Origin of the sequence: Xanthomonas bonasiae (assembly GCF_014836395.1) — a bacterium.
In the GTDB taxonomy this organism is placed as follows: domain Bacteria; phylum Pseudomonadota; class Gammaproteobacteria; order Xanthomonadales; family Xanthomonadaceae; genus Xanthomonas_A; species Xanthomonas_A bonasiae.
Genome location: NZ_JACSQX010000002.1, coordinates 428,823 through 450,953, shown reverse-complemented (window position 1 = coordinate 450,953; position 22,131 = coordinate 428,823). Strand labels below are relative to the sequence as shown.

The window sequence follows — 22,131 nt, the reverse complement described above, 5'->3', positions numbered from 1 at the left end:
CGATTCAGCTGCGCGCGGTTGGCTGCGGCCGCGGAAACGGGTCTAATAGCCGCAGAAGCGGGGGTACCGTCGGCGCAGGCCGCGGTTGAGACAGTCCCTTCGAACCTGATCCGGTTGATACCGGCGTAGGGAAGCTTCGCAAGCCTGGTCCGTGCGCCGTTCGCGCCGGGCCGTGCCCGCGCCGCCGCTTCGTCCGTGATGCGAGTTCGCTCGCAACGCCTGCACTCGCTGCAGGCTCTCAGAAATAGGACGAATGCCGATGAATGCCGTACCCAGCCCGTTGCTGCAGCAGGCCGATACCCTGTCCGAGTCGGTGACCCGGCCGATCCCCGGTTCGCGCAAGATCTTCGTGCCAGGCTCGCGTCCCGACCTGCGCGTGCCGATGCGCGAGATCCAGCTGACCCGCACCCCGACCCTGTTCGGCGGCGAAGACAATCCGCCGGTCACCGTGTACGACACCTCCGGGCCGTACACCGATCCGGACGCGACCATCGACCTGCGCGCCGGCCTGGCGCCGCTGCGCGCGCGCTGGATCGCCGAACGCGGCGACACCGCGGCGCTGGCCCAGCTCAGCTCCGATTTCGGCCGCGGCCGCGAGCACAACGCGCGGCTGGACGCGGTGCGCTTCCCGGCCCGGCACCTGCCGCGACGCGCGCTGGCCGGCGCCAACGTCACCCAGATGCACTACGCGCGCCGCGGCATCGTCACCCCGGAGATGGAGTTCGTCGCGATCCGCGAGAACCAGCGGCTGGAGGCGGTGCGCGATGCGCTGCTGCGCCAGCAGCACCCCGGCGAGGCGTTCGGCGCCAGCATCCAGCACGTCATCACCCCCGAGTTCGTGCGCGACGAGATCGCCCGCGGCCGCGCCATCCTGCCCAACAACATCAACCATCCGGAAAGCGAGCCGATGATCATCGGCCGCAATTTCCTGACCAAGATCAACGCCAACATCGGCAACAGCGCGCTCAGCTCGGGCATCGCCGAGGAAGTGGAAAAGCTGGTGTGGTCGATCCGCTGGGGCGGCGACACGGTGATGGACCTGTCCACCGGCAAGCACATCCACGAGACCCGCGAGTGGATCATCCGCAACTCGCCGGTGCCGATCGGCACGGTGCCGATCTACCAGGCGCTGGAAAAGGTCGATGGCCGCGCCGAGGAACTGACCTGGGAGATCTTCCGCGACACGCTGATCGAGCAGGCCGAGCAGGGCGTGGACTACTTCACCATCCACGCCGGGGTGCTGCTGCGCTACGTGCCGCTGACCGCCAAGCGGGTCACCGGCATCGTCTCGCGCGGCGGCTCGATCCTGGCCAAGTGGTGCCTGGCGCATCACAGGGAAAACTTCCTCTACACCCACTTCGAGGACATCTGCGAAATCATGAAGGCCTACGACGTGGCCTTCTCGCTGGGCGACGGGTTGCGCCCGGGTTGCATCGCCGATGCCAACGACGCGGCGCAGTTCGGCGAGCTGGAAACGCTGGGCGAGCTGACCAGGATCGCGTGGAAACACGACGTGCAGACCATGATCGAAGGCCCCGGCCACGTGCCGATGCAGTTGATCAAGGAGAACATGGACAAGCAGCTGCGCGAATGCGGCGAGGCGCCGTTCTACACGCTGGGGCCGCTGACCACCGACATCGCGCCCGGCTACGACCACATCACCTCGGCGATCGGCGCGGCGATGATCGGCTGGTTCGGCACCGCGATGCTGTGCTACGTGACGCCCAAGGAACACCTGGGCCTGCCCAACCGGCAGGACGTGCGCGACGGCATCATGGCCTACAAGATCGCCGCGCACGCGGCCGACCTGGCCAAGGGCCATCCGGGCGCGCAGGTGCGCGACAACGCGCTGTCCAAGGCGCGCTTCGAATTCCGCTGGGACGACCAGTTCCATCTCGGCCTGGATCCGGAAAAGGCCAAGGAATTCCACGACGAGACGCTGCCCAAGGACGCGCACAAGCTGGCGCATTTCTGTTCGATGTGCGGCCCGCACTTCTGTTCCATGAGCATATCCCAAGACCTGCGCGGCGAGTCCGCGCAGGGCACCCAGGACGTGCGCGACTACGCCGCCGAGCACGGCGTCGGCGAGAGCGACGCGCTGCAGGCCGGCATGGCCGAGAAATCGGCGCAGTTCCTGGACGCCGGCGCCGAGGTCTATCGGCAGGGGTAGTCCGGGGCATGCCGCCGCCGTGGCGTGCGCTTGTCTATGATGCGCGCACGCCACCTCCGGAATTCCGCATGCTCCGCTACGCGCTCGCCTTGCGCCGCCATCCGTCCGCGTTGCTGCTGGGCGTGCAATTGCTGGGCCTGCTGCTGTATCCGCTGATGGAAGACACCGCCGCCGGGCGCGCGCTGTTCGGCGCGTTCGGCATCGTGGTGCTGGGCCTGGCGCTGTGGGTGGTCAACCGCAGCCCGTCGGTGCTGTGGATCGCCTGGTGCCTGGCGGTGCCGTCGGTGGTGCTGTCGATCGCCGCGGCGCTGCGCCACAGTCCCGAACTCGGCGCGTTCGCGCAGTTGCTGGAAAGCCTGCTGTACTTCTATACCGCGGCCAGCCTGATCGCGTACATGCTGCAGGACCACGAGGTCACCCGCGACGAACTGTATGCGGCAGGCGCGACCTTCACCTTGCTGGCATGGGCGTTCGCCTTCGCGTTCTCGGTGTGCCAGCAATGGCTGCCGGGCAGTTTCATCGGCGCGCAGACGACGCAGTCGCCGCGGACCTGGATGGAACTGCTGTACCTGAGTTTCAGCGTGCTGTCCGGGGTCGGCCTCAGCGACGTGCTGCCGGTGTTGCCGCTGGCGCGTTCGCTGGTGATGCTCGAACAGTTCGCCGGGGTGATGTATATCGCCCTGGTGGTGTCGCGACTGATTGGGCTCAGCGTCACACGCAAATCAAGAGCCTGAACTGTGGCTAAAAAAAACGCGCCAAGTGGCGCGTAATCTTGCAACGTTTATGTGAGTTTCGTCGGCGGAGAGAGAGCCTGTAGTGCTTCGCCGCGGTTGGCGGCGGCAACGACTAGGGTAGAATTTGTCGGCGTCGCCACGCCTGGCTGCATTCGTCGCATTGGTTTGCCGAATCTGCCCGTTGACGCCACGCGGCGCCATTTTGCCGCGACGTGGTTCCCACTCCATCGCGGATCGTCGTTGCCTTAGTCGCATGTCCTCTCCATCCTCCGCCACTCCACTGCTTCCGGAACGGTTGCAGGTCGGCGATTGCCTGGTGCTGCTGTCGCTGCGCGAAGTGCATGCGCCGCGCGCGCGGCGGCCGCAGCGGCTCACGCCCAAGGCGATGGGCGTGCTGCGCGTGCTGCTGGCGCAGCCGGGGCAGGTGGTGGAGCGCGAGACCTTGCTGGCCCAGGTCTGGCCGGACACGCAGCCGACCAACGATGTGGTGACCCAGGCCATCACCCAATTGCGCAAGGCGTTCGCCGCCGGTGCGAAGGGCGATGCGCCGGCCTACATCGAGACCCTGGCCAAGACCGGCTATCGCCTGGTGGCGCCGGTACAGGCGCTGGCCGAGGTGGAGGCCGATGCCGCTGCGGTGGCGAGCGAGGACCTGCGCGCCGATGCCGATGCCGACGTCGCCGCGCCGGCGGTCGCCGACGCAGCGCCGTTGCCGGCCGCGGTCGTGCCTGCGCCGCCGTCGCGCCGTTTGCAGGCGGTGCTGGCCGCCGCCGCGGGCGCCGGCCTGATGCTGCTGGCGATGCTGGTCTGGTGGCTGCCGCGGGGCGGCCAGGACCCGGCCGGCAGCGAGCAGGAGCGGGTGGTCGGCAGCCCGGAGCGGCCGTACCGATTGATCACCACGATGCCGGGCTTCGAGCTGGAGCCGGCCTTGTCGCCGGATGGCGCGCAGGTGGCGTATGCCGCCGGGATCGAGGGCCGCGCGGGGACGCAGCTGCTGGTGCAGGCGACCGGCCGTGCGGCCGGCAGCGCGCCGCCGCGCTCGCTCGGCGTGCCGGGCAAGGGCTATTCCGACCGCTTGCCGGCCTGGTCGCCGGATGGCCGCCGCATCGCCTTCGCCCGGCTGGGGCCGGAGGGTCAGTGCCAGGTGCTGCTGGTGGCCGCCGACAGGCCTGGCGTGGCGCGCGAAGCGACGCGCTGCGACGGCACCGAGCTGCTCAGTTTCGACTGGACGCCGGACGGGCGCGGCCTGCTGTTCGGCAGCATGACCGGGCGCCAGCCCAGCCGCGGGATCCGTGTGCTGGACCTGGCCAGCGGCCACTGGCGCGCGCTGCCCTACACGCTCGCGGCGGGCGATTTCGACTACGCGCCGCGTTATTCGCCCGATGGCCAGTGGATCGCGTTCGTGCGCAACCCGCAGATGGGCGGCCTGTGGCGGATGCCGGCCGGCGGCGGCCGGGCCGAGCCGCTGACCCGTGAGTTCGCCGAGATCCGTGGCTGGGACTGGACCCAGGACGGCCGTGGCCTGGTGTTCGGGCGCCGGGTCGACAGCGAGACGCGCCTGTACCGGCTGGATGCCGCCTCGCAGCGCCTGCGCGACCTGGACCTGGGCGACGCGCAGTCGCCGACCCTGTCGCGCGACGGCGAGCGGCTCGCGTTCGTGCACCGGCGCCCGCAGTTCGCGCTGTATCGCATCTCCGCCGCGGACCGTTCCGGCAAGCGCGACAGCCAGCGCCTGTTCGCCTCGACCGGGCGCGACAGCCAGCCGGTGATCGCGCCCGACGGCCGCCAGCTGGTCTTCACCTCCGACCGCTCCGGCAGCTTTGCGCTGTGGTGGGGCGACGTGACCCGGCCGCAGTCGCTGCGCCTGATCGAGGGCGTGCGCCCGGAAACCGGGCAGGCGCCGGCCTGGTCGGCCGACAGCCAGTCGCTGCTGGTCAGCGGCCGCGATGCGCAGGGGCGCTCGGTGATCTACGAAGTGCGGCCGCAGTCGGGCAGCGTCGTGCCCTTGCCGGTGCCGTCCGGCGAACCGCTGCAGGCGGAGTACACCGGCGATCCGGCGCAACTGCTGGTGCTGCTCGGCGAGAACGGCCGCACCCGTCTGCAGCTGTACGACCGGCGCAGCCTGCCATGGCGCCGGCTGGCGTCGCTGGACGATGTCTCGCAACTGCGCGTGGACCCGGGCAGCGGGCGGGTGCTGTTCACCCGCCTGGCGCGCAGCGGCCTGTGGCGCGCCGACGCGACCCTGGACCCGGCCAGCGTGGCGGCGGTCGACGCGGCGGTGCCATCGCTGTGGCGCTACCGCTCCTGGGCGCTCGGGACGGACGGCGAGGTGCGCTACCTGTTCCCGACCGGCGAGTGCGCCAGCCGGCTGGCGCGGATCGGCGGCGGCCTGGGCGACAGCGTATGCCTGGACCGCGACCGGCTCAGCGCGGTCAACGGCTTCAGCATCGATCGGCGCAGCGGCGACGTGTACGCGTCGCTGGCGGTGGAGGACGGCAGCGACATCGGCTTCATGCGCATGCCCGAGAGCACCGGCTGGTTCTCGGTGATCGCCTCCAAGTGGTTGTTGCACAAGGGAAAGTGAGCTTCGTAAGTCATTCGTGACGGCTTCGTGCCGATTTCGGACAAATATCGCCACATCGTCCTGACCCTGCCGCCACATCCGGCAACACTGCGCGCCGGTTAACGCAAAGCGGGTGCATCGGATGCGACAAGTCTTCCTGGCCGATCGTGGGCAGCAACGGATGCTGGACAACGAGGACGCGCCCGCCGGCTCGGCCTGCCTGGGCGCGGCGCGCCTGGGTAGCCTGCAGGCCTCGGCCGCCGCGTTCACGGTCTGGATCCAACTGCGCGGCAGCGCCTGGATCGAAGCCAAGGAGGGCCGTTTCGAACTGCAGCGCGGCCAGTGGCTTGCTTTCGAGCGCGATTCGCGGCCGCTGGTGCAGGCCGATCGCGACGGGCTGTGCATCGGCCTGAGCCTGGATGCCGACGCATTGAAGGCGCTGGGGCGCATGGCCGATGCGACCCTGTATGCCGGCCGTGGCGTGCTGCCGCCGCGCGAGGCGCGGATCGCGCTGCGGCTGTGGCGGCAGGCGGCGGCGCGGCCGGGCGATGTGCTGGCGATGCGTCCGGTGTTGCTGCACCTGGCCTCGATGCAGGGCGAGCTGTCGCACCGCGTGCAGCGTTGCCCAGGGCGTTCGCGGGTGCGCAAGCGCCAGGTGTTCGGGCGCATGCAACGCGCGCATCTGTATCTGGAAGGGCACCGCGACCGCGTGGTGCGGATCAGCGAACTGGCCGAGCTGACCAACTTCTCCAGTTGGTATCTGTCCAAGACCTTCCAGTGCCTGTACGAGGAAAGCCCGCAGGCGCTGTCGGCGCGGCTGCGCCTGGAGCGCGCTGCGGATCTGCTGCGCGACACCACGATGATGATCGGCGAGGTCGCCGCGGCCAGCGGCTTCGACAATTGCTGCAGCTTCGCCCGCGCCTTCCGTGCGCGCTTCGGGGTGTCCGCTTCGCAATATCGGCAGGCGGCGACCGTGCCGCCAGAGTCGGCAAAGTCTGCGAACGGCCGCAGCAAAGCGCCGGTGCTCACCGGAACGTAACGTGCCCAGGGCGCTTAACACGCCCCTAACGTTACCCCTGGAGAGATGAATGAACCTTCGCACTTCCGCAGTGCGGCTGGGCCTGTTGCCCGCCAGCATCGCGATCGCGTTGACGCCGGCCATGGCCGGCGCGCAAGAAGCCGCCGCGTCGACCACCACCCTGGACCGCATCGAGATCACCGGCTCGCGCATTCGCAGTGCCGACGTCGAGACGCAGCAGCCGATCCTGACCCTTGACCGCCAGGCACTGGAGCGCCAGGGCTACACGTCGGTCGCCGACGTGCTGCAGAACCTGACCTCGGCCGGCTCCCCGGCCATCTCGCGTGCCGACGCATTGGCTTCCGGCGAGAACGTCGGCGGCTACTACGTGGATCTGCGCAACCTGGGCGCCGAGCGTACCCTGGTGTTGGTGAACGGCAAGCGCCTTGGTGCGACCACCTACGGCCTGCAGGACCTCAGCCAGATTCCGATGGCCGCGATCGAGCGCATCGAAGTGCTGAAGGACGGCGCCTCGTCGATCTACGGCTCCGACGCCATCGCCGGCGTCGTCAACGTCATCACCCGCAAGCGCTTCGACGGCGCCGAGGCCTCGGTCGAGTACGGCCAGTTCGGCGAGGGCGACGGCGGCACCTCGCAGTACTCGCTCACCATCGGTTCGCAGGGCGAGCGCGGTGGCGTGACCCTGTCGGCCGAATACTCCAAGCAGGATCCGGTGTTCGCCAAGAACCGCTGGTTCAGCCGCGACGGCAGCCGTGGTCCGAACTCGACCCCGAACAGCTGGAGCCCGATCAGCCAGAACGGCTCCTGGTGCAACCCGCTCGCGGTCGATTGCACCGATCCGGACACGGCGGTGTGGCAAACCCTGAATCGGGGCGGCAACCCGAACAATCCGGCCGACTACCACACGCTGACCCCGTCCGAGTATTCCAACTCGAACCAGCAGATGATGACGCAGACCGGCATCGAGCGTAAGTCGGTGTTCGCCAACGCGAACTACGACCTGACCGATGCGATCGTGTTCAATGCCGACGTGCTCTACAACGAGCGCACCACCGATCAGCAGATCGCCGGCTATCCGTACCAGTCCGCGTCCTTCGACACGCCGCTGGCCGGCGACAGCGCGTTCAACCCGATCGGCCAGGACATCGATTTCCGCCGCCGCCTGTGGGAAGTGCCGCGCACCACCGAAAGCAAGCTGAAGACCACGCGCTTCGCGCCGACCGTCAGCGGCTACTTCGAATTCGCCGGCAAGACCTGGGACTGGGACGTCGGCGCCCTGTGGAACCGCAACGAAAGCACCAAGATCGGTCATGGCGACATGAGCCTGATCGGCTCGCGTCAGGCGTTGGGCTCGTCCTTCATCAACGCCAACGGCGTCGCCCAGTGCGGCACCGCCGCCAACCCGGTGCCGCTGAGCGCGTGCCGTCCGTGGAACCCGCTGCTGCCGTACGGCGTGGCCGGGCAGGGCTCGCTGGCGGATCCCGATCTGCAGAGCTTCCTGTTCCCCGACTTCACCGATACCGGCCTGACCAAGACCAACAGCTACACGGCCAACCTGAGCGGCACGCTGGCGACCCTGCCCGCGGGCGACCTGGGCATCGCGGTGGGCTATGAGCACCGCAAGGAAGAAGGCCGCTTCGCACCGGACGCGTTCGCGCAATCGGGCGAGAGCACCGGCCTGGGGTCCAAGACCACGGCCGGCAACTACAAGCTGGACGAGTTCTATCTCGAGTTGAACGTGCCGATCCTCAGCGACATGGCGTTCGCCAAGGAACTGACCATCAACGCCGCCAGCCGGTATTCGGACTACAGCAACTTCGGCGACACGGTCAATTCCAAGTTCGGTTTCACCTGGAAGCCGATCGACGAGTTGCTGGTGCGTGGCACCTACGCGGAAGGCTTCCGTGCTCCGACCATCCATGATCTGTACGGCGGCCTGAGCAGCAGCTTCGAGTCGTATGTGGATCCGTGCGGCGTGGGCGCTCCCAACAGCGTCAACGGCAACGCGGCGTGCGGCGCGGCGGGCGTGCCGGTCGGCTACACCCAGCTGGGCCAGGGCTACGTGCCGTGCACGACCTATCCGTGCCAGACCCCCGACGAGTTCATCAGCGGCGCCAACGCCAACCTGAAGCCGGAAACCTCCACCAGCAAGACCGCCGGTCTGGTGTGGAGCCCGCGCTGGGTGCAGGGCCTGGACATCTCGCTGGATTGGTACCGCTACGAGATCAAGGACATGATCATCGCCGACAGCGTCGACCGCATCCTGCGCGACTGCTACGTGCTGGGTGACGCCTCGCGTTGCGCGGGCGTGACGCGTGCGGCCGACGGCCACATCTCGGCCATGACCTACGGCGTGGCCAACCTCGGCCAGATGGAAACCGAAGGCTACGACCTGGGCGTGAAGTACCGTCTGCCGGAAATGGGCATCGGCAACATCCTGATCGACTGGCAGAGCAGCTACGTCAGCAAGTACGACGAAGCGGGCCAGAACAGCGCCGGCGACAACATCATGATCGGCCGCGTCGGCGAGCCGGGCATCTTCCGCGTGCGCTCCAACCTGGGCGTGAACTGGTCGATGGGCGACTTCGGTGTGAACTACACCCTGCGCTACTACTCGGGCATGAAGGAAAGCTGCATCACCCTGGCGCAGGGCTACTGCGACGCTCCGGACCATTTCGCCAACGGCGAGTCCGATCCGCTGCGTCACACCGGCTCCAACACCTTCCACGACCTGCAGGTCAACTGGAAGGCGCCGTGGGATGCGACGATCGCCATCGGTGCGAACAACGTGTTCGATCACCGTGGTCCGCTGATGTACTCGGCGCCGGATAGCAGCTTCGCTTACTACGGCGGCTTCGATATCGGTCGCTACATGTACATGAAGTACACCCAGCGCTTCTGACCCACCGGCGTTTGAGCAAGAAACAAGACGGGCCGCAAGGCCCGTCTTTTTTTGTTTGCCATTTCTGCCGAACGTTGCGGCGGCCAGGAGGCGAGGAGTCGCTTTTTTTTGTGGGAGCGACTTCAGTCGCGACGGCCTTCCCGGTAATGCGTGTTGCGACCGAGGTCGCTCCCGCAGAACCGGCAGCAGTGCCGACGCCCTGTTTCCCCCTGCGCAGCCGTCATGGCGGTGGCACGCACAGCGTGGCCGGGCGCAGCGAGGCTGCACCCATGTTTTTACCTGGATGGCCTGTGCCGGCGATGCATCGCCGGATTGCCGGCAAGCCGCCAGCGGCAGCGCCGCATGCGGCGCTGCGCACTTCATTCCTTTCGATCCGGTGCGCGATGGGGCCGGCTCTCGCGGAAGAGAACCGCTTTCCCATCACCTCCCTGCGCTGCGAGGGCAGCGCGGCCGCGGCTAGGCCGAGGTCAGCCCCATCAGGTTTTCCGCCTGTTCGCGCCAGGTCGGCAGCTTGTTCAGCGTGCCAGTCTTGGCCAGGTAGTCCTCGTCGATCTCCGAGCCGCTGGCTAGCGCCATCGCCACGTGCACCGCGCCGGTGACCCAGAAGCTACGGGTGCTGGACCGCTGCGGCTCGCGGTGGAACGCCACCGCCTCGATGATCGGCATCGGCAGGCCCCACAGACCGAGCAGGTAGGCGCCCGCCTCGGCATGGCCGGGACGTTCCTCGTCGCCTTCGACGGCCGGCTCGCGCTCGTTGCGGATGCCCGGCAGCAGCAGGCCGATGTCGGCCAGCAGCGCGGCGGTCGCGCCCAGTTCGGCGCTGGAGGACGGCAGCATCTTCGACGCCAGCTTCGACGCCAGCAGCGAGCGCTGCTGCAACGCGTTGCGTTCGGCATTGGACAGCGCCTGCACCGAGAACACTTCGCTGGCCAGGACCAGGTCGCGCAAGGTGGCGATGCCCAGCCGCGTCACTGCGGTGCGCAGGTCGGAAATCGTGCGGCCGTTGGAGAAGTACGCCGAATTGCACAGCTGCAGCACCTTGGCCGCGATCGCCGGATCGGCCGAGACCAGCTTGGCCAGGTCGGCGGCGTTGCTGCCGTCGTCCTGTTCCAGCGCATGCATCAGGCTCAGGTACAGGTGCGGCGGCGAGGGCAGCTTCTCGATGCGGCCGATGCTGGCGCGCAGCCTGGGATCGCCGAGCAGCTCCTGCAGTTCCTCGATGCTGGTGACCGCCTCGAGCAGCATTTCCGGCGACAGCGGCAGCGGCAGGAAGCGATGCGCCACGCCGATGATGCGCGCCGGCGGCGCGCGGTTGCTCTGTTCGGCGTCGATCAGCGCGATGCGGATGGTTTCCGGGCTCAGCGTGCGGATCTGGCCGAGCAGGGTGGCCGTGGTCAGGTCCGGCAGCGCCGGCGCGGCGATCACCGCATCCAGGTGCACGGTCGCCGCGGCGGCGATGGCGGCATTGCCGTCGGTCACGGTCTGGACCTGCCAGTCCTCGCCCAATTCGCGGATGTATTCGGTGACTTCGGCCGGCAGGCTCGCCTCGTCGCCGACGAACAGGATACGCAAGAGACTACCCCCCAAGAGGGGCCGGTTCACGCTCGACCGGCCCGGACATTCGTTCAGCAATGTACTCTAAACCCCGGAATGCGGCAGCGTCCGCATTCGTAAAACGTGAAGCGAGTCAGCCGCGGCGGTTGGTCCCCCCCACCGCGGCGTCGGTTGGTCGGGTCAGGCGCCGGCCTTGTAGCGCTCGACCGCGTCCAGCAGGATCTGCTTGGCCTCGGCGGCGTTGCCCCAGCCGTCCAGCTTGACCCACTTGCCCTTCTCCAGATCCTTGTAGTGCTCGAAGAAGTGGCCGATGCGCTCCATCCAGTGGCCCGACACCTGGGCGATGTCCTCGATGTGGCCGTAGCCCTCGAACACCTTGGCCACCGGCACCGCCAGGATCTTCTCGTCGCTGCCGGCCTCGTCGCTCATCTTGAGCACGCCGACCGGGCGGCAACGCACCACGCAGCCGGGCACCAGCGGCAGCGGCAGCACCACCAGCACGTCGGCCGGGTCGCCGTCGCCGCACAGGGTGTTGGGCACGTAGCCGTAGTTGCAGGGGTAGCGCATCGGCGTGGACAGGATCCGGTCGACGAAGATCGCGCCGCTGGCCTTGTCCACTTCGTACTTGACCGGCTCCGAATCCTTGGGGATTTCGATGACGACGTTGATTTCTTCCGGGAGATTCTTGCCGGAGGTGACCAGTTCCAGACCCATGCGCTAGCTCCAGTGGAGTGGCTTCAAAGAGGCCTGCATTCTAGTCGGTTGGCTGTTGCAATGCAGCGCGGGCGGATAAGCCTATTCCTACAAGGCTTTCGGACTCCGTACCGCTGCGCATGGGCAGGTGTCCGATAGTGTCCGGCCGCCTGCGAGGCGACCCTGTGTCCACAGTCCACCCAAGGAGCAAGGCGATGAAAGGAATCCGGTATTCGATGGGCCCGCTGCTGGCGGTCGTGTTGCTGGCCTGTGGCGCATTCCAGGCGCAGGCGCAGCAGGTCTACGTGGATGCGGTCGACTATCCCACCGCGGGCGCGGGCTGGGAGGCGTTCGACGACCTGGAGCGGCGGCTGGCCGAGGACTTCGACCAGAGCTGCGGCGACACCTTCTGCGAGGGCGAGTACAGCGACTACCAGCCGCTGCGCTACCGCTGCTCGGTGCGCCAGCGCGATGGGGCGATCGGCCAGTGCGTGTGGACCTTCGGGGCCAGCGAGGCCAGCATCGACCCGGCCACCGGCCAGGTGCAGGTGGATGCGAAGCTGTGGCAGTGCCCCACGCCGTTGCTGCCGCAGACCCGGCTGGTCGCGCTGTACCAGGCGCTGGCAGGGGAGCACCCGTTGTTCGCGGCGCTGCCGCACAGCCAGCGCAGCGTCAACGACGGTTTGATCGATTGCCTGTAGTCGCGCTGCGTGCGGCCCGGTGCCGGCGGATCGCCAGCGCCGGTGCCGGGCGCGTGCCGCTACAGCAGCGGCACCATCAGCAGTGCGACGATGTTGATGATCTTGATCAGCGGGTTGATCGCCGGGCCGGCGGTGTCCTTGTACGGATCGCCGACCGTGTCGCCGGTGACCGCGGCTTTGTGCGCCTCGCTGCCCTTGCCGCCGAAGTGGCCATCCTCGATGTACTTCTTGGCGTTGTCCCAGGCGCCGCCGCCGGTGGTCATCGAGATCGCCACGAACAGCCCGGTGACGATGGTGCCGATCAGCAGGCCGCCGAGCGCGCGCGGGCCGAGCAGCAGCCCGACCACGACCGGCACTGCCACCGGTAGCAGCGACGGCACGATCATTTCGCGGATCGCCGAACGGGTCAGCATGTCCACCGCGCGGTCGTACTGCGGCTTGCCGGTGCCTTCCATGATGCCGGGGATCTCGCGGAACTGGCGCCGCACTTCTTCGACCACGGCGCCGGCGGCGCGGCCCACCGCCTCCATCGCCATCGCGCCGAACAGATAGGGAATCAGGCCGCCGAGCAGCAGGCCGATGATCACCGTGTGGTCGGACAGGTCGAAGGCGAAGGTTTCGCCGGGATGCGCGGCACGCAGGTTGTGCGTGTAGTCGGCGAACAGCACCAGCGCGGCCAGCGCGGCCGAGCCGATCGCGTAGCCCTTGGTCACCGCCTTGGTGGTGTTGCCGACCGCATCCAGCGGGTCGGTCACCGCGCGTACCTCCGGCGGCAGCTCGGCCATCTCGGCGATACCGCCGGCGTTGTCGGTGATCGGCCCGTAGGCATCGAGCGCGACGATCATGCCGGCCATCGACAGCATCGCGGTGGCGGCGATGGCGATGCCGTACAGGCCCGACAGCGCGAACGCGCCCCAGATCGCTGCGCACACCGCGATCACCGGCAGCGCGGTCGATTTCATCGAGATGCCGAGCCCGGCGATGATGTTGGTGCCGTGGCCGGTGGTCGAGGCCTGCGCCACGTGCTGCACCGGTTTGTACTGGGTGCCGGTGTAGTACTCGGTGATCCACACGATCAAGCCGGTCAGCACCAGGCCGATCAGCGCGCAGCCGTACAGCTTGGTCGCGCCGGCGGCGGTGTCGCCCATCAGCTGCTGGGTCACCGGCCAGAACGCCGCTGCGGCCAGCAGTGCGGACACGATCACGCCCTTGTACAGCGCGCCCATGATCGAGCCGCCGGGCCGCACGCGCACGAAGAAGGTGCCGACGATCGAGGCGACGATCGACACCCCGCCGAGCACCAGCGGATACAGCACCGCGTTGCGCCCGGCCTCGGCCGCCATCAGCCCGCCGAGCAGCATGGTGGCGATGACGGTGACCGCGTAGGTCTCGAACAGGTCCGCGGCCATGCCCGCGCAGTCGCCGACGTTGTCGCCGACGTTGTCGGCGATCACCGCCGGGTTGCGCGGATCGTCCTCGGGGATGCCGGCCTCGACCTTGCCGACCAGGTCCGCGCCGACGTCGGCGCCCTTGGTGAAGATGCCGCCGCCCAGCCGCGCGAAGATCGAGATCAGCGAACTGCCGAAGGCCAGGCCGACCAGCGCGTGGAGGCTTTCCTCGACGCTGCGCCCCAGCCATTGCAGCACGCCGTAGTAGCCGGCCACGCCGATCAGGCCCAGCCCGACCACCAGCATGCCGGTGATCGCGCCGCCGCGGAACGCCACGTCCATCGCCGGCCCCAGGCCGCGCCGCGCCGCCTCGGCGGTGCGCACGTTGGCGCGCACCGACAGGTTCATGCCGATGTAGCCGGCCGCGCCGGACAGCACCGCGCCGATCGCGAAGCCGCCGGCGGTGTACCAGCTCAGGAAGAACCCGACCAGCAGCAACAGCGCCACGCCGGCGATGGCGATGGTCTGGTATTGGCGGTTGAGGTAGGCGCGTGCGCCTTCCTGGATCGCATCGGCGATCTGCCGCATGCGTTCGTTGCCGGCGGGCTGCGCCAGGATCCAGCGCGTGGACACGACGCCGTAGAGTACTGCCAAGACCGCGCACGCCAGTGCCACGGTGACCGCATATCGTTCCAGCATGACCCCTCCCAAGGATGTGGATGTCGCCCAAGCGTGTGGACGTACAGCGGGATCACACCGAAGGAGCCTGAGGCATGCAACGACTCCGCGGCCGCAACGCGCCGGTGGTGCGTATCGCAATGTGCGACCTGGCCTGAACGGCCCGAGTATGCGCCCGGGTCCTACGCATCGCCAGCGGCAGGCGCCCTGCGCTGTCTTGGCGCCGCGTTCAGTCGGCGCGTGGCAGCGTTGCGCATCGCTTCCAAGGAGCAAGCCCATGCAATCTACGATCCCGGCGCGGGTGCGCGCATTCGCTTCGACCCTGGCCCTGGGCCTGTGCGCCTGCGCGCCGCTGGCGGCGCTGGCCGCCGATCCGGTCCCGGAACTGCAGCGCCAGCCCGGCGCGCCTCAGGCGGTGGGCGTGGTGCACACGATCCGGCAGATCCCCGAGGCCTGCGTGCGCTTCGAAGGCGTCTACACCGGCGATGCGGCACAGCCCTACAAGTTTTCCGCGGTGCGCAGCAGCCCCACCTGCCAGCCGCGCGCCAAGTTGGTGGAGTTCGACCAGGCCAAGCCCAGCGAAGCCACCGGCTGGAAGTTCAACGACGTGATCCGCGTGCCCAGCGCGGCCTGTCCGTCGCAGCAGGTGGTGGTGCGGGTGTGGCGCAAGCCGGTGGCGACCAAGGCGGAGCTCGACGGCCAGGGCCAGTCGCGGATCTATCTGGAAGAGGCGAAGAAGCAGGCGGCGGCCGGCGCGATCGCGCAGGTGCCGCAGTTCGCCGCGCAGATGACGCTGGAAGGCAAGGCCTGCCGCTGAGCCGGGGTGCGGAGCGGCATTTCGCCGCGCGCGGCATCCCCAATTGGTTCCGGCGAGATTTGCGGGACGTCGCCCGCTGCGCGCCTGCTCACACGCCGCCGCCGATGCCATGCATGGACATCGGCGGGTGCGGCGCGTCCTCGCCTGGTGCGATGCGCATGCTCGCAAGCTTCATCGCGTCCAGCGCCGCTGGCGGCTGTCTCGGACTGTCGCGCCCCGCCGCCGATGCGCACTGCCGTTGTTTCAGGTGTGCAGTTCGGCGCGTGGGCGCATTCGAGCCGGTGCAGGCCTAGCGCGCCGCTTCCGGCCCTTGTCGCCGCCGCCGCAACCATTCGTCGGCAACCTCGCCCATGCTCCTGGGCACGCCGTCCTTGATCCACGCCATGAAGCCGCGATCGAACTTGAACTCGGCGCCGCATGTGCCGCTGAGGAAGCGGCGTACTGCCTGCGTATTCCGATAGGTCCTGTCGACCGGCGTCGCGCGCGTGATCGGGCCGTCGTGCCAGTCGAAGCTCATCTCGTTCCTTGCCGATCGCGCGCCGGTCGCGGTCTTGTATTTCGTCGCGCTCCTGGCAATAGTGCTGCACGCGCGAAAAGGTCCGAGCATCCATGCGATTTCAATCGATTGTCAGCGGCTTGTTGTGGCTGACGGCGGCGACGGCTGCGAGTACGGCCGCGATGCCTTCCGCCACGGCCTTGCCGGCCGCGCCGGATGCGGCGGCGCGCGCCCAGGCCGCCAACGACCAGTCCGTCCAGGACGCCATGCATGGCCGCTATCTGGATGCCTCGTTCGGCCTGCTGGCGCATCTCGGCGTCGCCTCGGCGGGCGATATCCAGGATGCGGACGTGTTCGACCAATGGGCGCAGGTGATGTCGTGCATGACCGGCATGCCGACGTTCAATCCGGCGAAGGCGGCGGACTTCCACGTGCCCGAAGAACAGCTCGCCGACCTGCGCGCCGCGCACGGCGTTTCCGCGCTTGCGGAGATCGTGCGCCGCGCGCGCCGCACCAGCATCGTGATCCTCGACGAGAACCATCTCGATCCGCGCGGCCGCGCGTTCGGGCTGGAGGTCGCGCGCGCCTTGCGCCCGCTCGGCTACACCGTGCTGGCGGCGGAGGCGTTGAAGCGCGATGCCGACGATGCGGTCTCGCGCGACAAGATGGCGGCGCTCTCGAAGGACGGCTACCCACGGCAGACGAGCGGCTACTACCTGCACGATCCGGTCTTCGCCGATTTCCTGCGCCAGTCGCTCGCGCTGGGCTACCGTCTGGTGTCGTACGAAACCACGCGGACGGACTACGCCGCCGATCCCGGCGAGGCCCAGGCGCAGCGGGAGCAGGACCAGGCCGACAACCTCATCCGGCGCGCGCTCGAGCACGCTCCCGCCAGCAAGATCCTGATCTATGCCGGCGAACACCATGCCGCCGAACGGCCGATCGCCGCAGAGGGCGGAAAGGTCGAGATGATGGCGCAGCGGCTCAAGCGCGCCACGGGCATCGATCCGCTGACGATCGACCAGGCGGGCCTGTCGCCGATCCCGATGAATCGGCCCGACGCCGACCTGTACGCCATCGCCGAACCCAAGACACATGGCCGCTCCGTGGTCTTGATGCGGCACGGCAAGCCGCTGACGGTGGGCCTGCTAGCGGGTTCGGTCGATCTGCAGGTCGTGCACCCGCGCACGACGCTCGTCGCCGGGCGTCCGCAATGGCTGGCGGGCATGGGCCGCACGCCGAGTCCGATCCCGCAGGCGCTGTTGCCGACCGCCGGCACCCGCCTGGTCCAGGCCTTCGTCGCGCGCGAGGGCGACGACGCGATCGCGCTGGACCAGGTGCTGGTCGCGCCGGGAACCGCAGCTCCCGCGTTGATGCTGCCGTCGCTGCCGGTTCGCTATGCCGTGCAGGAACGCGACGCGCGCTAAGGCCTGCAACGCGATCGGCGCCGCCTGGCCCAATCACGTCGCCAGGTCCTGGGCAGTCGCGAGGCTGCGCTGCGCAGCCGCACTTGGCAGCAGGTTGGAGAACTGATGCCACTGCGTTCTTTGTCGCCAGTTCTTAATCGAACGCACAGGCCACGCACGCGCAGTCGAACATATAGACCACGCGAACCCACGCAGCTATCGAGCTGGCGACAGTCCTGCCCGCCGCCGGCGCAGCCATTCGGCGGCAACGTCGCCCATGTTCTTGGGCGCGCCGTCCTTGATCCATGCCATGAAGGCGCGATCGAACTTGAACCCGGCCCCGCACGCGCCGGCCAGGAACCGGCGCACGGCCTGCGCATTGCGGTAGGTCTCGTCCACCGGCGTTGCGTGCGTGATCGGACCGTTGTGCCAATCGATGCCCATTCCGGTTCCTTGTCGCCGGTTTGCAGGGCGGATGCCGGTTGCCGTGCGATAGCGTCACCGCCTCCTGCGCCGTGAATCCGCAGCACCCTTGCGCCTGGACAACCATTATCCAAGGCGGGGAGCGTGTTCTCGCCAGGCGCCTCAGGAAGTCGAGGGCGCCGGACGCGGCTTCCGGAAGCTCAGCCACAGGGCGGAAAGCAGGAAGTAGAGGCCACCGAATCCAGCGTAGGGCGCGAGCTGGGCGAGGGTCGGCGCGGCGCCGAACGACTGGACGACGAAGAAGACGCCGGCGAGCGCCGATTGGGCGCCGCTGAGCATCATGAAGACCTGGCCGCCGAGCTTGCGGCGGCGGATGCCCACGGCGAGCTGGAACAGTCCGGCGAGCAGCGCCCATGCGCCGAAGACCAGGACGCCACCCGGGTTGCCGTGCAGCGCGAACGCGATGGCCATGGCGACGGCGGTGACGGCACTGACCAGCGCGTTGAACGTCTGCCCCGGGTTGGCCTGGAGTCCGCCGCTGCGCCGCGCATCCAGAACGTTCGCGAGCGCGTCCCAGGCCGGGTAAAGCACCAGGAGTGTCCCGGCGAGCGCCGCGGATCCGGGCGAGGAAAGGAGGACCGCGGCAACCCAGGCAAAGGCGGCGGCGGCGCGCAGGAAGTAGAAATTGCGAAGTGCGTTCATGGAGGACATCCTCGAAAGAGATACAAACCTACTAGTTGGTAGGTAAATAGTCAACGCATTCCTGAGACCCCTTGATCTAATGCCATACAGGGCTTGATGGATCGAGTGGCTACCTACCGGGTGGTAGAATCCAGCCATGACCACGCAGCAGAAACTGATCGATTCGGCCCGTTACCTGATCCAGACCCGGGGCTACAACGGCTTCAGCTACGCCGACGTCGCCGAACAGGTACAGGTGCGCAAGGCGAGCATCCACCACCACTTTCCTGCCAAGGCCGATCTGGCGCGTGCGGTCGTGGAGGAATCCCGCGCCCTGATCGTTGCGCAGACCCGGATGCTGGAGAGCGGCGTCTTCGATCCCGAGCAGCAACTCGGCTTCTATACCGGCTACTGGGAGCGGTGCATCGCCGACGCGTCCGCCCCTTTTTGCGTCGCCGGCATGCTCGCCAGCGAATTGCCCACCTTGCCCGACGATCTGGCCGAGCATGTGCGCGCGCACTTCCGCGACCTGTCGAACTGGCTGGAAATCGTACTGACCAAGGGCGCGCAACTGGGCCGCTTCCAGCTGCAAGGCTCCGCCCGCCTGGAGGCGGAAGCGTTCATGTCGATCGTGTACGGCGCGATGCTCACCGCGCGCGCCTATGGCGAACCGAAGGTGTTCGCGGAGATCGTCCAAAGCGGGCTGAAGAAGCTTCTGCGCCCGCCAGGGTGATCCGCCCGGCGCTCAACCGGCACAGCGCGTCGGGTGCAGGAGATGTGGCGTCGGGGACCCGGCTGCAGCGAAAGCGGCACTGTCCCGGCGGCCATGACCGAAGCGCGCTGGACGCCGGGGCCCGCGCCCCGGCACCCGCGCCATGCCTCACCCCTCCCAGGCCGGCAACTTCTTCTTAACCGCCACGTTCTTCAGCGCCACGTACTTCGGCAGGCCGTCGTTGCGGTCGTAGGGCGGATAGGCTTCGCCGCGGATCAGCGGCTGCAGATAGCGGCGCGCCTTCTCGGTGATGCCGAAGCCGTCCTTGCGCAGGAACGCCGGCGGCATCTTCTTCTCGTGGTTGGCGATCTTGCTCAGCGGCGCGGCCTCGATCTTCCAGCGGTACGGCGCATCGCTGCTGCGCACGATCACCGGCATCACCGCGTTCATGCCCTTCAGCGCGAACTGCACCGCGGCCTTGCCGGCCGCCTGGGCCTGTTCCCAGTCGGTCTTGGAGGCGATGTGGCGGGCCGAGCGCTGCAGGTAGTCGGGCAGGGTCCAGTGCACCTTGTAGCCGAGTTCGGCCTTGACCTTGCCGGCCAGGTAAGAGGCCACGCCCCCGAGCTGGCTGTGGCCGAACGCGTCGGTGCCGCCGCCGGCATCGGCGACGAAGCGCCCGTCGGCGGTCTGGATGCCTTCGCTGGCCACCACCACGCACCAGCCGACCTTGTCCACCACCTTGCGCACCTGCGCCAGGAACGCGGCTTCGTCGTAGGCGCGTTCGGGAAACAGAATGATCTGCGGCGCGTCGTCGGGCGACTGCGCGGCCAGGCCGGCCGCGGCGGCCAGCCAGCCGGCGTGGCGGCCCATCGCCTCGTAGACAAATACCTTGGTCGAGGTCTCGGCCATCGCCGCCACGTCCAGCGCCGCCTCGCGCACCGACACCGCGGTGTACTTGGCGGCCGAACCGAAGCCGGGACAGGTGTCGGTGACCGCCAGGTCGTTGTCGATGGTCTTGGGCACACCGATGCAGTGCAGCGGATAGCCGAATGCGTCGGCCAGCTGCGACACCTTCCACGCCGTGTCGGCCGAATCGTTGCCGCCGTTGTAGAGGAAGTAGCGCACGTCGTGCGCCTGCAACACCTGCAGCAGGCGCTCGTACTTGGCGCGGTCGGCCTCCAGCGACTTGAGCTTGTAGCGGCACGAGCCGAACGCGCCGCCGGGGGTGTGCGCCAGCGCGCGGATCGCCGCGGCCGACTCCTTGGAGGTGTCGATCAGCTCCTCGCGCAGCGCGCCGAGAATGCCGTTGCGCGCGGCCAGGACCTTGATCTTGCGCGCGCGCGCCTCGCCGATCACGGCGGCGGCGCTGGCGTTGATGACGGCGGTGACGCCGCCGGACTGGGCATACAGCAAGGTGCCTTGGGCCATGGTCGGGACTCGCTCCTGGGGTGGGGACATTGCCGGGACATTGCCCGGATGCGTTAAGCTGGGGGCCTTGCGGTACAGCGCAGGCGTGGCCCCCGAGTCTAACGCCGCCGGCCGCGCACGGTAATTTCCTCGAGGAGTCAGGTTGATGCGATTGGTTCTGTTGGGACCGCCCGGATCGGGCAAGGGCACGCAGGCGAGCCGCCTGAAGGACAAGCTGCAGATCCCGCACATTTCCACCGGCGACCTGCTGCGCGCCGAAGTCGCCGCCGGCACTCCGCTGGGCGTGCAGGCCAAGGAAGTGATGGCGCGCGGCGACCTGGTTTCCGACGATATCCTGCTCGGCATGCTCGAATCGCGGCTCGGCCGCGACGACGTCGCCAACGGTTTCATCCTCGACGGCTACCCGCGCAACCTGGCCCAGGCCTCGGCGCTGGACGAACTGCTGGCCAAGATCGGCCAGCCGCTGGACGCGGTGGTGCAGTTGGACGTGGCCACCGAGCTGCTGGTCGAGCGCATCGCAGGCCGCGCCAAGGCCGAAGGCCGCGAAGACGACAACCCCGAGTCGGTGCGCAAGCGCCTGCAGGTGTACAACGATTCGACCGCGCCGGTGATCGGTTTCTACGACAAGCGCGGCACCCTGGCGCGCGTGGACGGCGTCGGTTCGCTGGACGACGTGCTGACGCGCATCCTGGCGGCGATCGGCCGCTGAGCTAGCCTTGCGTCGAGCGGCCGCCTCGCTGCGGCGCTCGGCGCCTGCTGGTCCGACGCATCCGTAGCCCCTGCTTTGCAGGCCTGCCGCCATCGTGCTGGGCGCACTGTAGGAGGGGCTTCGGCCCCGACGGCTTCCGACCTCGGAAGGTTCGCCGCTGTGCTCGTCGCGGTTGAAGCCGCTCCTGCAGGGAACATGCACTTGGTGGGTTGGGTGCGTTGTGGGCGTGCTTCGGCCCGCGCACTGCCCGACGCCGTGTCAGGTTTGCCGCTTCGTTGGTCGCGACTGATAGCGAGGCTATCGGAGTCGCTCCCTAAGGGACTTGCGGCCTGCTTACTGGGTGCACTGTGGGAGGGACTTCATTCCCGACGCATTGCGCCGCCGGAAAGCACGCCGCTTCGCTCGTCGCGGCTGAAGCCGCTCCTACAGGGACTTGCGGCAAGCTGACTGGGTGCACTGTAGGAGGGACTTCGGCCCCGACGGCTTCCGACCTCGGAAGGCTCGCCGCTGTGCTCGTCGCGGTTGAAACCGCTCCTACAGGGAATATGCGCTTGGTGGGTTGGGTGCGTCGTGGGCGTGCTTCGGCCCCCGCACTGCCCGACGCCGTGTCAGGTCTGCCGCTTCGTTCGTCGCGACTGATAGCGAGGCCAGCGGAGTCGCTCCCTAAGGGACTTGTGGCCTGCTTACTGGGTGCACTGTGGGAGGGACTTCAGTCCCGACGCATTGCGCTGCCGGAAAGCACGCCGCTTCGTTCGTCGCGGCTGAAGCCGCTCCTACAGGGACTTGCGGCAAGCTGACTGGGTGCACTGTAGGAGGGGCTTCAGCCCCGACAGGCTGTGTCCGACGTCCGTACCTCTCACACTGCGCTTGTCGGGGTTGAAACCGCTGCTGCAAGGGATAAAGGGACGCAAGGCCGGCGTGTGCGGCGCGCGCAGGGCTCAAGCCCGCCAGGGCGTCGACCGACTCCGGCTGCCGCGCGTCCGTGCCACCTGGTCGGCGAGCCGCGTTCTGCGCCAGGGTTTAGCTATATCCGTCGC

Annotated in this window: 17 protein-coding genes and 1 riboswitch; of the genes, 10 read left to right on the top strand and 7 right to left on the bottom strand. The window is 68.4% G+C overall.

Annotation, left to right across the window (positions count from 1 at the left end; translation table 11 throughout):
• Positions 1-49: 49 nt before the first annotated feature.
• A riboswitch (TPP riboswitch) is annotated at positions 50-150 on the top strand.
• A 109-nt stretch (positions 151-259) separates the two neighbouring features.
• From thiC to H9658_RS04690, 5 genes are all read left to right on the top strand, one after another.
• Positions 260-2,170, top strand: a complete 1,911-nt coding sequence (gene thiC / locus H9658_RS04710; RefSeq protein ID WP_191824522.1) for a phosphomethylpyrimidine synthase ThiC — start codon at positions 260-262, stop codon at positions 2,168-2,170.
• Between the two features lie 68 nt (positions 2,171-2,238).
• The gene (locus H9658_RS04705; RefSeq protein WP_191824521.1) at positions 2,239-2,904 is read left to right on the top strand and encodes a two pore domain potassium channel family protein; all 666 of its coding nucleotides are present in this window, start codon (positions 2,239-2,241) and stop codon (positions 2,902-2,904) included.
• A 253-nt stretch (positions 2,905-3,157) separates the two neighbouring features.
• Complete coding sequence (locus H9658_RS04700) at positions 3,158-5,488, top strand: winged helix-turn-helix domain-containing protein (protein ID WP_191824520.1); 2,331 nt, start codon at positions 3,158-3,160, stop codon at positions 5,486-5,488.
• A 121-nt stretch (positions 5,489-5,609) separates the two neighbouring features.
• Positions 5,610-6,506, top strand: coding sequence for a helix-turn-helix transcriptional regulator (locus H9658_RS04695; RefSeq protein WP_191824519.1), 897 nt, complete (start codon positions 5,610-5,612; stop codon positions 6,504-6,506).
• A gap of 49 nt (positions 6,507-6,555) precedes the next feature.
• Entirely contained in the window at positions 6,556-9,408 is a 2,853-nt protein-coding gene (locus H9658_RS04690; RefSeq protein ID WP_179567043.1) for a TonB-dependent receptor plug domain-containing protein, read from the top strand.
• A gap of 456 nt (positions 9,409-9,864) precedes the next feature.
• Here the strand turns inward: H9658_RS04690 and H9658_RS04685 are convergent, their stop codons facing one another.
• Both H9658_RS04685 and ppa read right to left on the bottom strand, forming a co-directional pair.
• Positions 9,865-10,980: an HDOD domain-containing protein gene (locus H9658_RS04685; protein ID WP_179567041.1), complete on the bottom strand. Its 1,116-nt coding sequence runs from the start codon at positions 10,978-10,980 to the stop codon at positions 9,865-9,867.
• A 162-nt stretch (positions 10,981-11,142) separates the two neighbouring features.
• Complete coding sequence (gene ppa / locus H9658_RS04680; RefSeq protein WP_179567039.1) at positions 11,143-11,676, bottom strand: inorganic diphosphatase; 534 nt, start codon at positions 11,674-11,676, stop codon at positions 11,143-11,145.
• A gap of 194 nt (positions 11,677-11,870) precedes the next feature.
• Between ppa and H9658_RS04675 the strand changes: the two genes are divergently transcribed.
• Positions 11,871-12,356: a hypothetical protein gene (locus H9658_RS04675; RefSeq protein WP_191824518.1), complete on the top strand. Its 486-nt coding sequence runs from the start codon at positions 11,871-11,873 to the stop codon at positions 12,354-12,356.
• A 59-nt stretch (positions 12,357-12,415) separates the two neighbouring features.
• Here H9658_RS04675 and H9658_RS04670 read toward each other — a convergent pair whose 3' ends face one another.
• Positions 12,416-14,443: a sodium-translocating pyrophosphatase gene (locus H9658_RS04670; RefSeq protein WP_179567035.1), complete on the bottom strand. Its 2,028-nt coding sequence runs from the start codon at positions 14,441-14,443 to the stop codon at positions 12,416-12,418.
• Between the two features lie 256 nt (positions 14,444-14,699).
• Here H9658_RS04670 and H9658_RS04665 point away from each other — a divergent pair, with 256 nt between their 5' ends.
• Entirely contained in the window at positions 14,700-15,239 is a 540-nt protein-coding gene (locus H9658_RS04665; protein WP_225209736.1) for a hypothetical protein, read from the top strand.
• A 289-nt stretch (positions 15,240-15,528) separates the two neighbouring features.
• On the opposite strand, the gene H9658_RS04660 is transcribed toward H9658_RS04665, so the two are convergent.
• Entirely contained in the window at positions 15,529-15,756 is a 228-nt protein-coding gene (locus H9658_RS04660; RefSeq protein ID WP_191824517.1) for a DUF6434 domain-containing protein, read from the bottom strand.
• Between the two features lie 92 nt (positions 15,757-15,848).
• On the opposite strand from H9658_RS04660, the gene H9658_RS04655 reads away from it, so the two are divergent.
• Positions 15,849-17,162 (top strand): hypothetical protein, encoded by a 1,314-nt coding sequence (locus tag H9658_RS04655; protein ID WP_191824516.1) that lies wholly within the window; start codon positions 15,849-15,851, stop codon positions 17,160-17,162.
• Between the two features lie 195 nt (positions 17,163-17,357).
• Here H9658_RS04655 and H9658_RS04650 read toward each other — a convergent pair whose 3' ends face one another.
• The gene (locus H9658_RS04650) at positions 17,358-17,585 is read right to left on the bottom strand and encodes a DUF6434 domain-containing protein (protein ID WP_191824515.1); all 228 of its coding nucleotides are present in this window, start codon (positions 17,583-17,585) and stop codon (positions 17,358-17,360) included.
• Positions 17,586-17,726: 141 nt separating this feature from the next.
• A complete protein-coding gene (locus H9658_RS04645) occupies positions 17,727-18,266 on the bottom strand; it encodes a hypothetical protein (RefSeq protein ID WP_218848141.1) in 540 nt (179 codons plus the stop codon).
• 136 nt (positions 18,267-18,402) lie between these two features.
• Between H9658_RS04645 and H9658_RS04640 the strand changes: the two genes are divergently transcribed.
• Positions 18,403-18,978, top strand: a complete 576-nt coding sequence (locus tag H9658_RS04640; protein WP_179567025.1) for a TetR/AcrR family transcriptional regulator — start codon at positions 18,403-18,405, stop codon at positions 18,976-18,978.
• 147 nt (positions 18,979-19,125) lie between these two features.
• Here the strand turns inward: H9658_RS04640 and H9658_RS04635 are convergent, their stop codons facing one another.
• Positions 19,126-20,385, bottom strand: coding sequence for a 6-phosphofructokinase (locus H9658_RS04635; RefSeq protein WP_191824514.1), 1,260 nt, complete (start codon positions 20,383-20,385; stop codon positions 19,126-19,128).
• A 145-nt stretch (positions 20,386-20,530) separates the two neighbouring features.
• On the opposite strand from H9658_RS04635, the gene H9658_RS04630 reads away from it, so the two are divergent.
• Positions 20,531-21,094 (top strand): adenylate kinase, encoded by a 564-nt coding sequence (locus tag H9658_RS04630; RefSeq protein WP_179567021.1) that lies wholly within the window; start codon positions 20,531-20,533, stop codon positions 21,092-21,094.
• Positions 21,095-22,131: the final 1,037 nt, after the last annotated feature.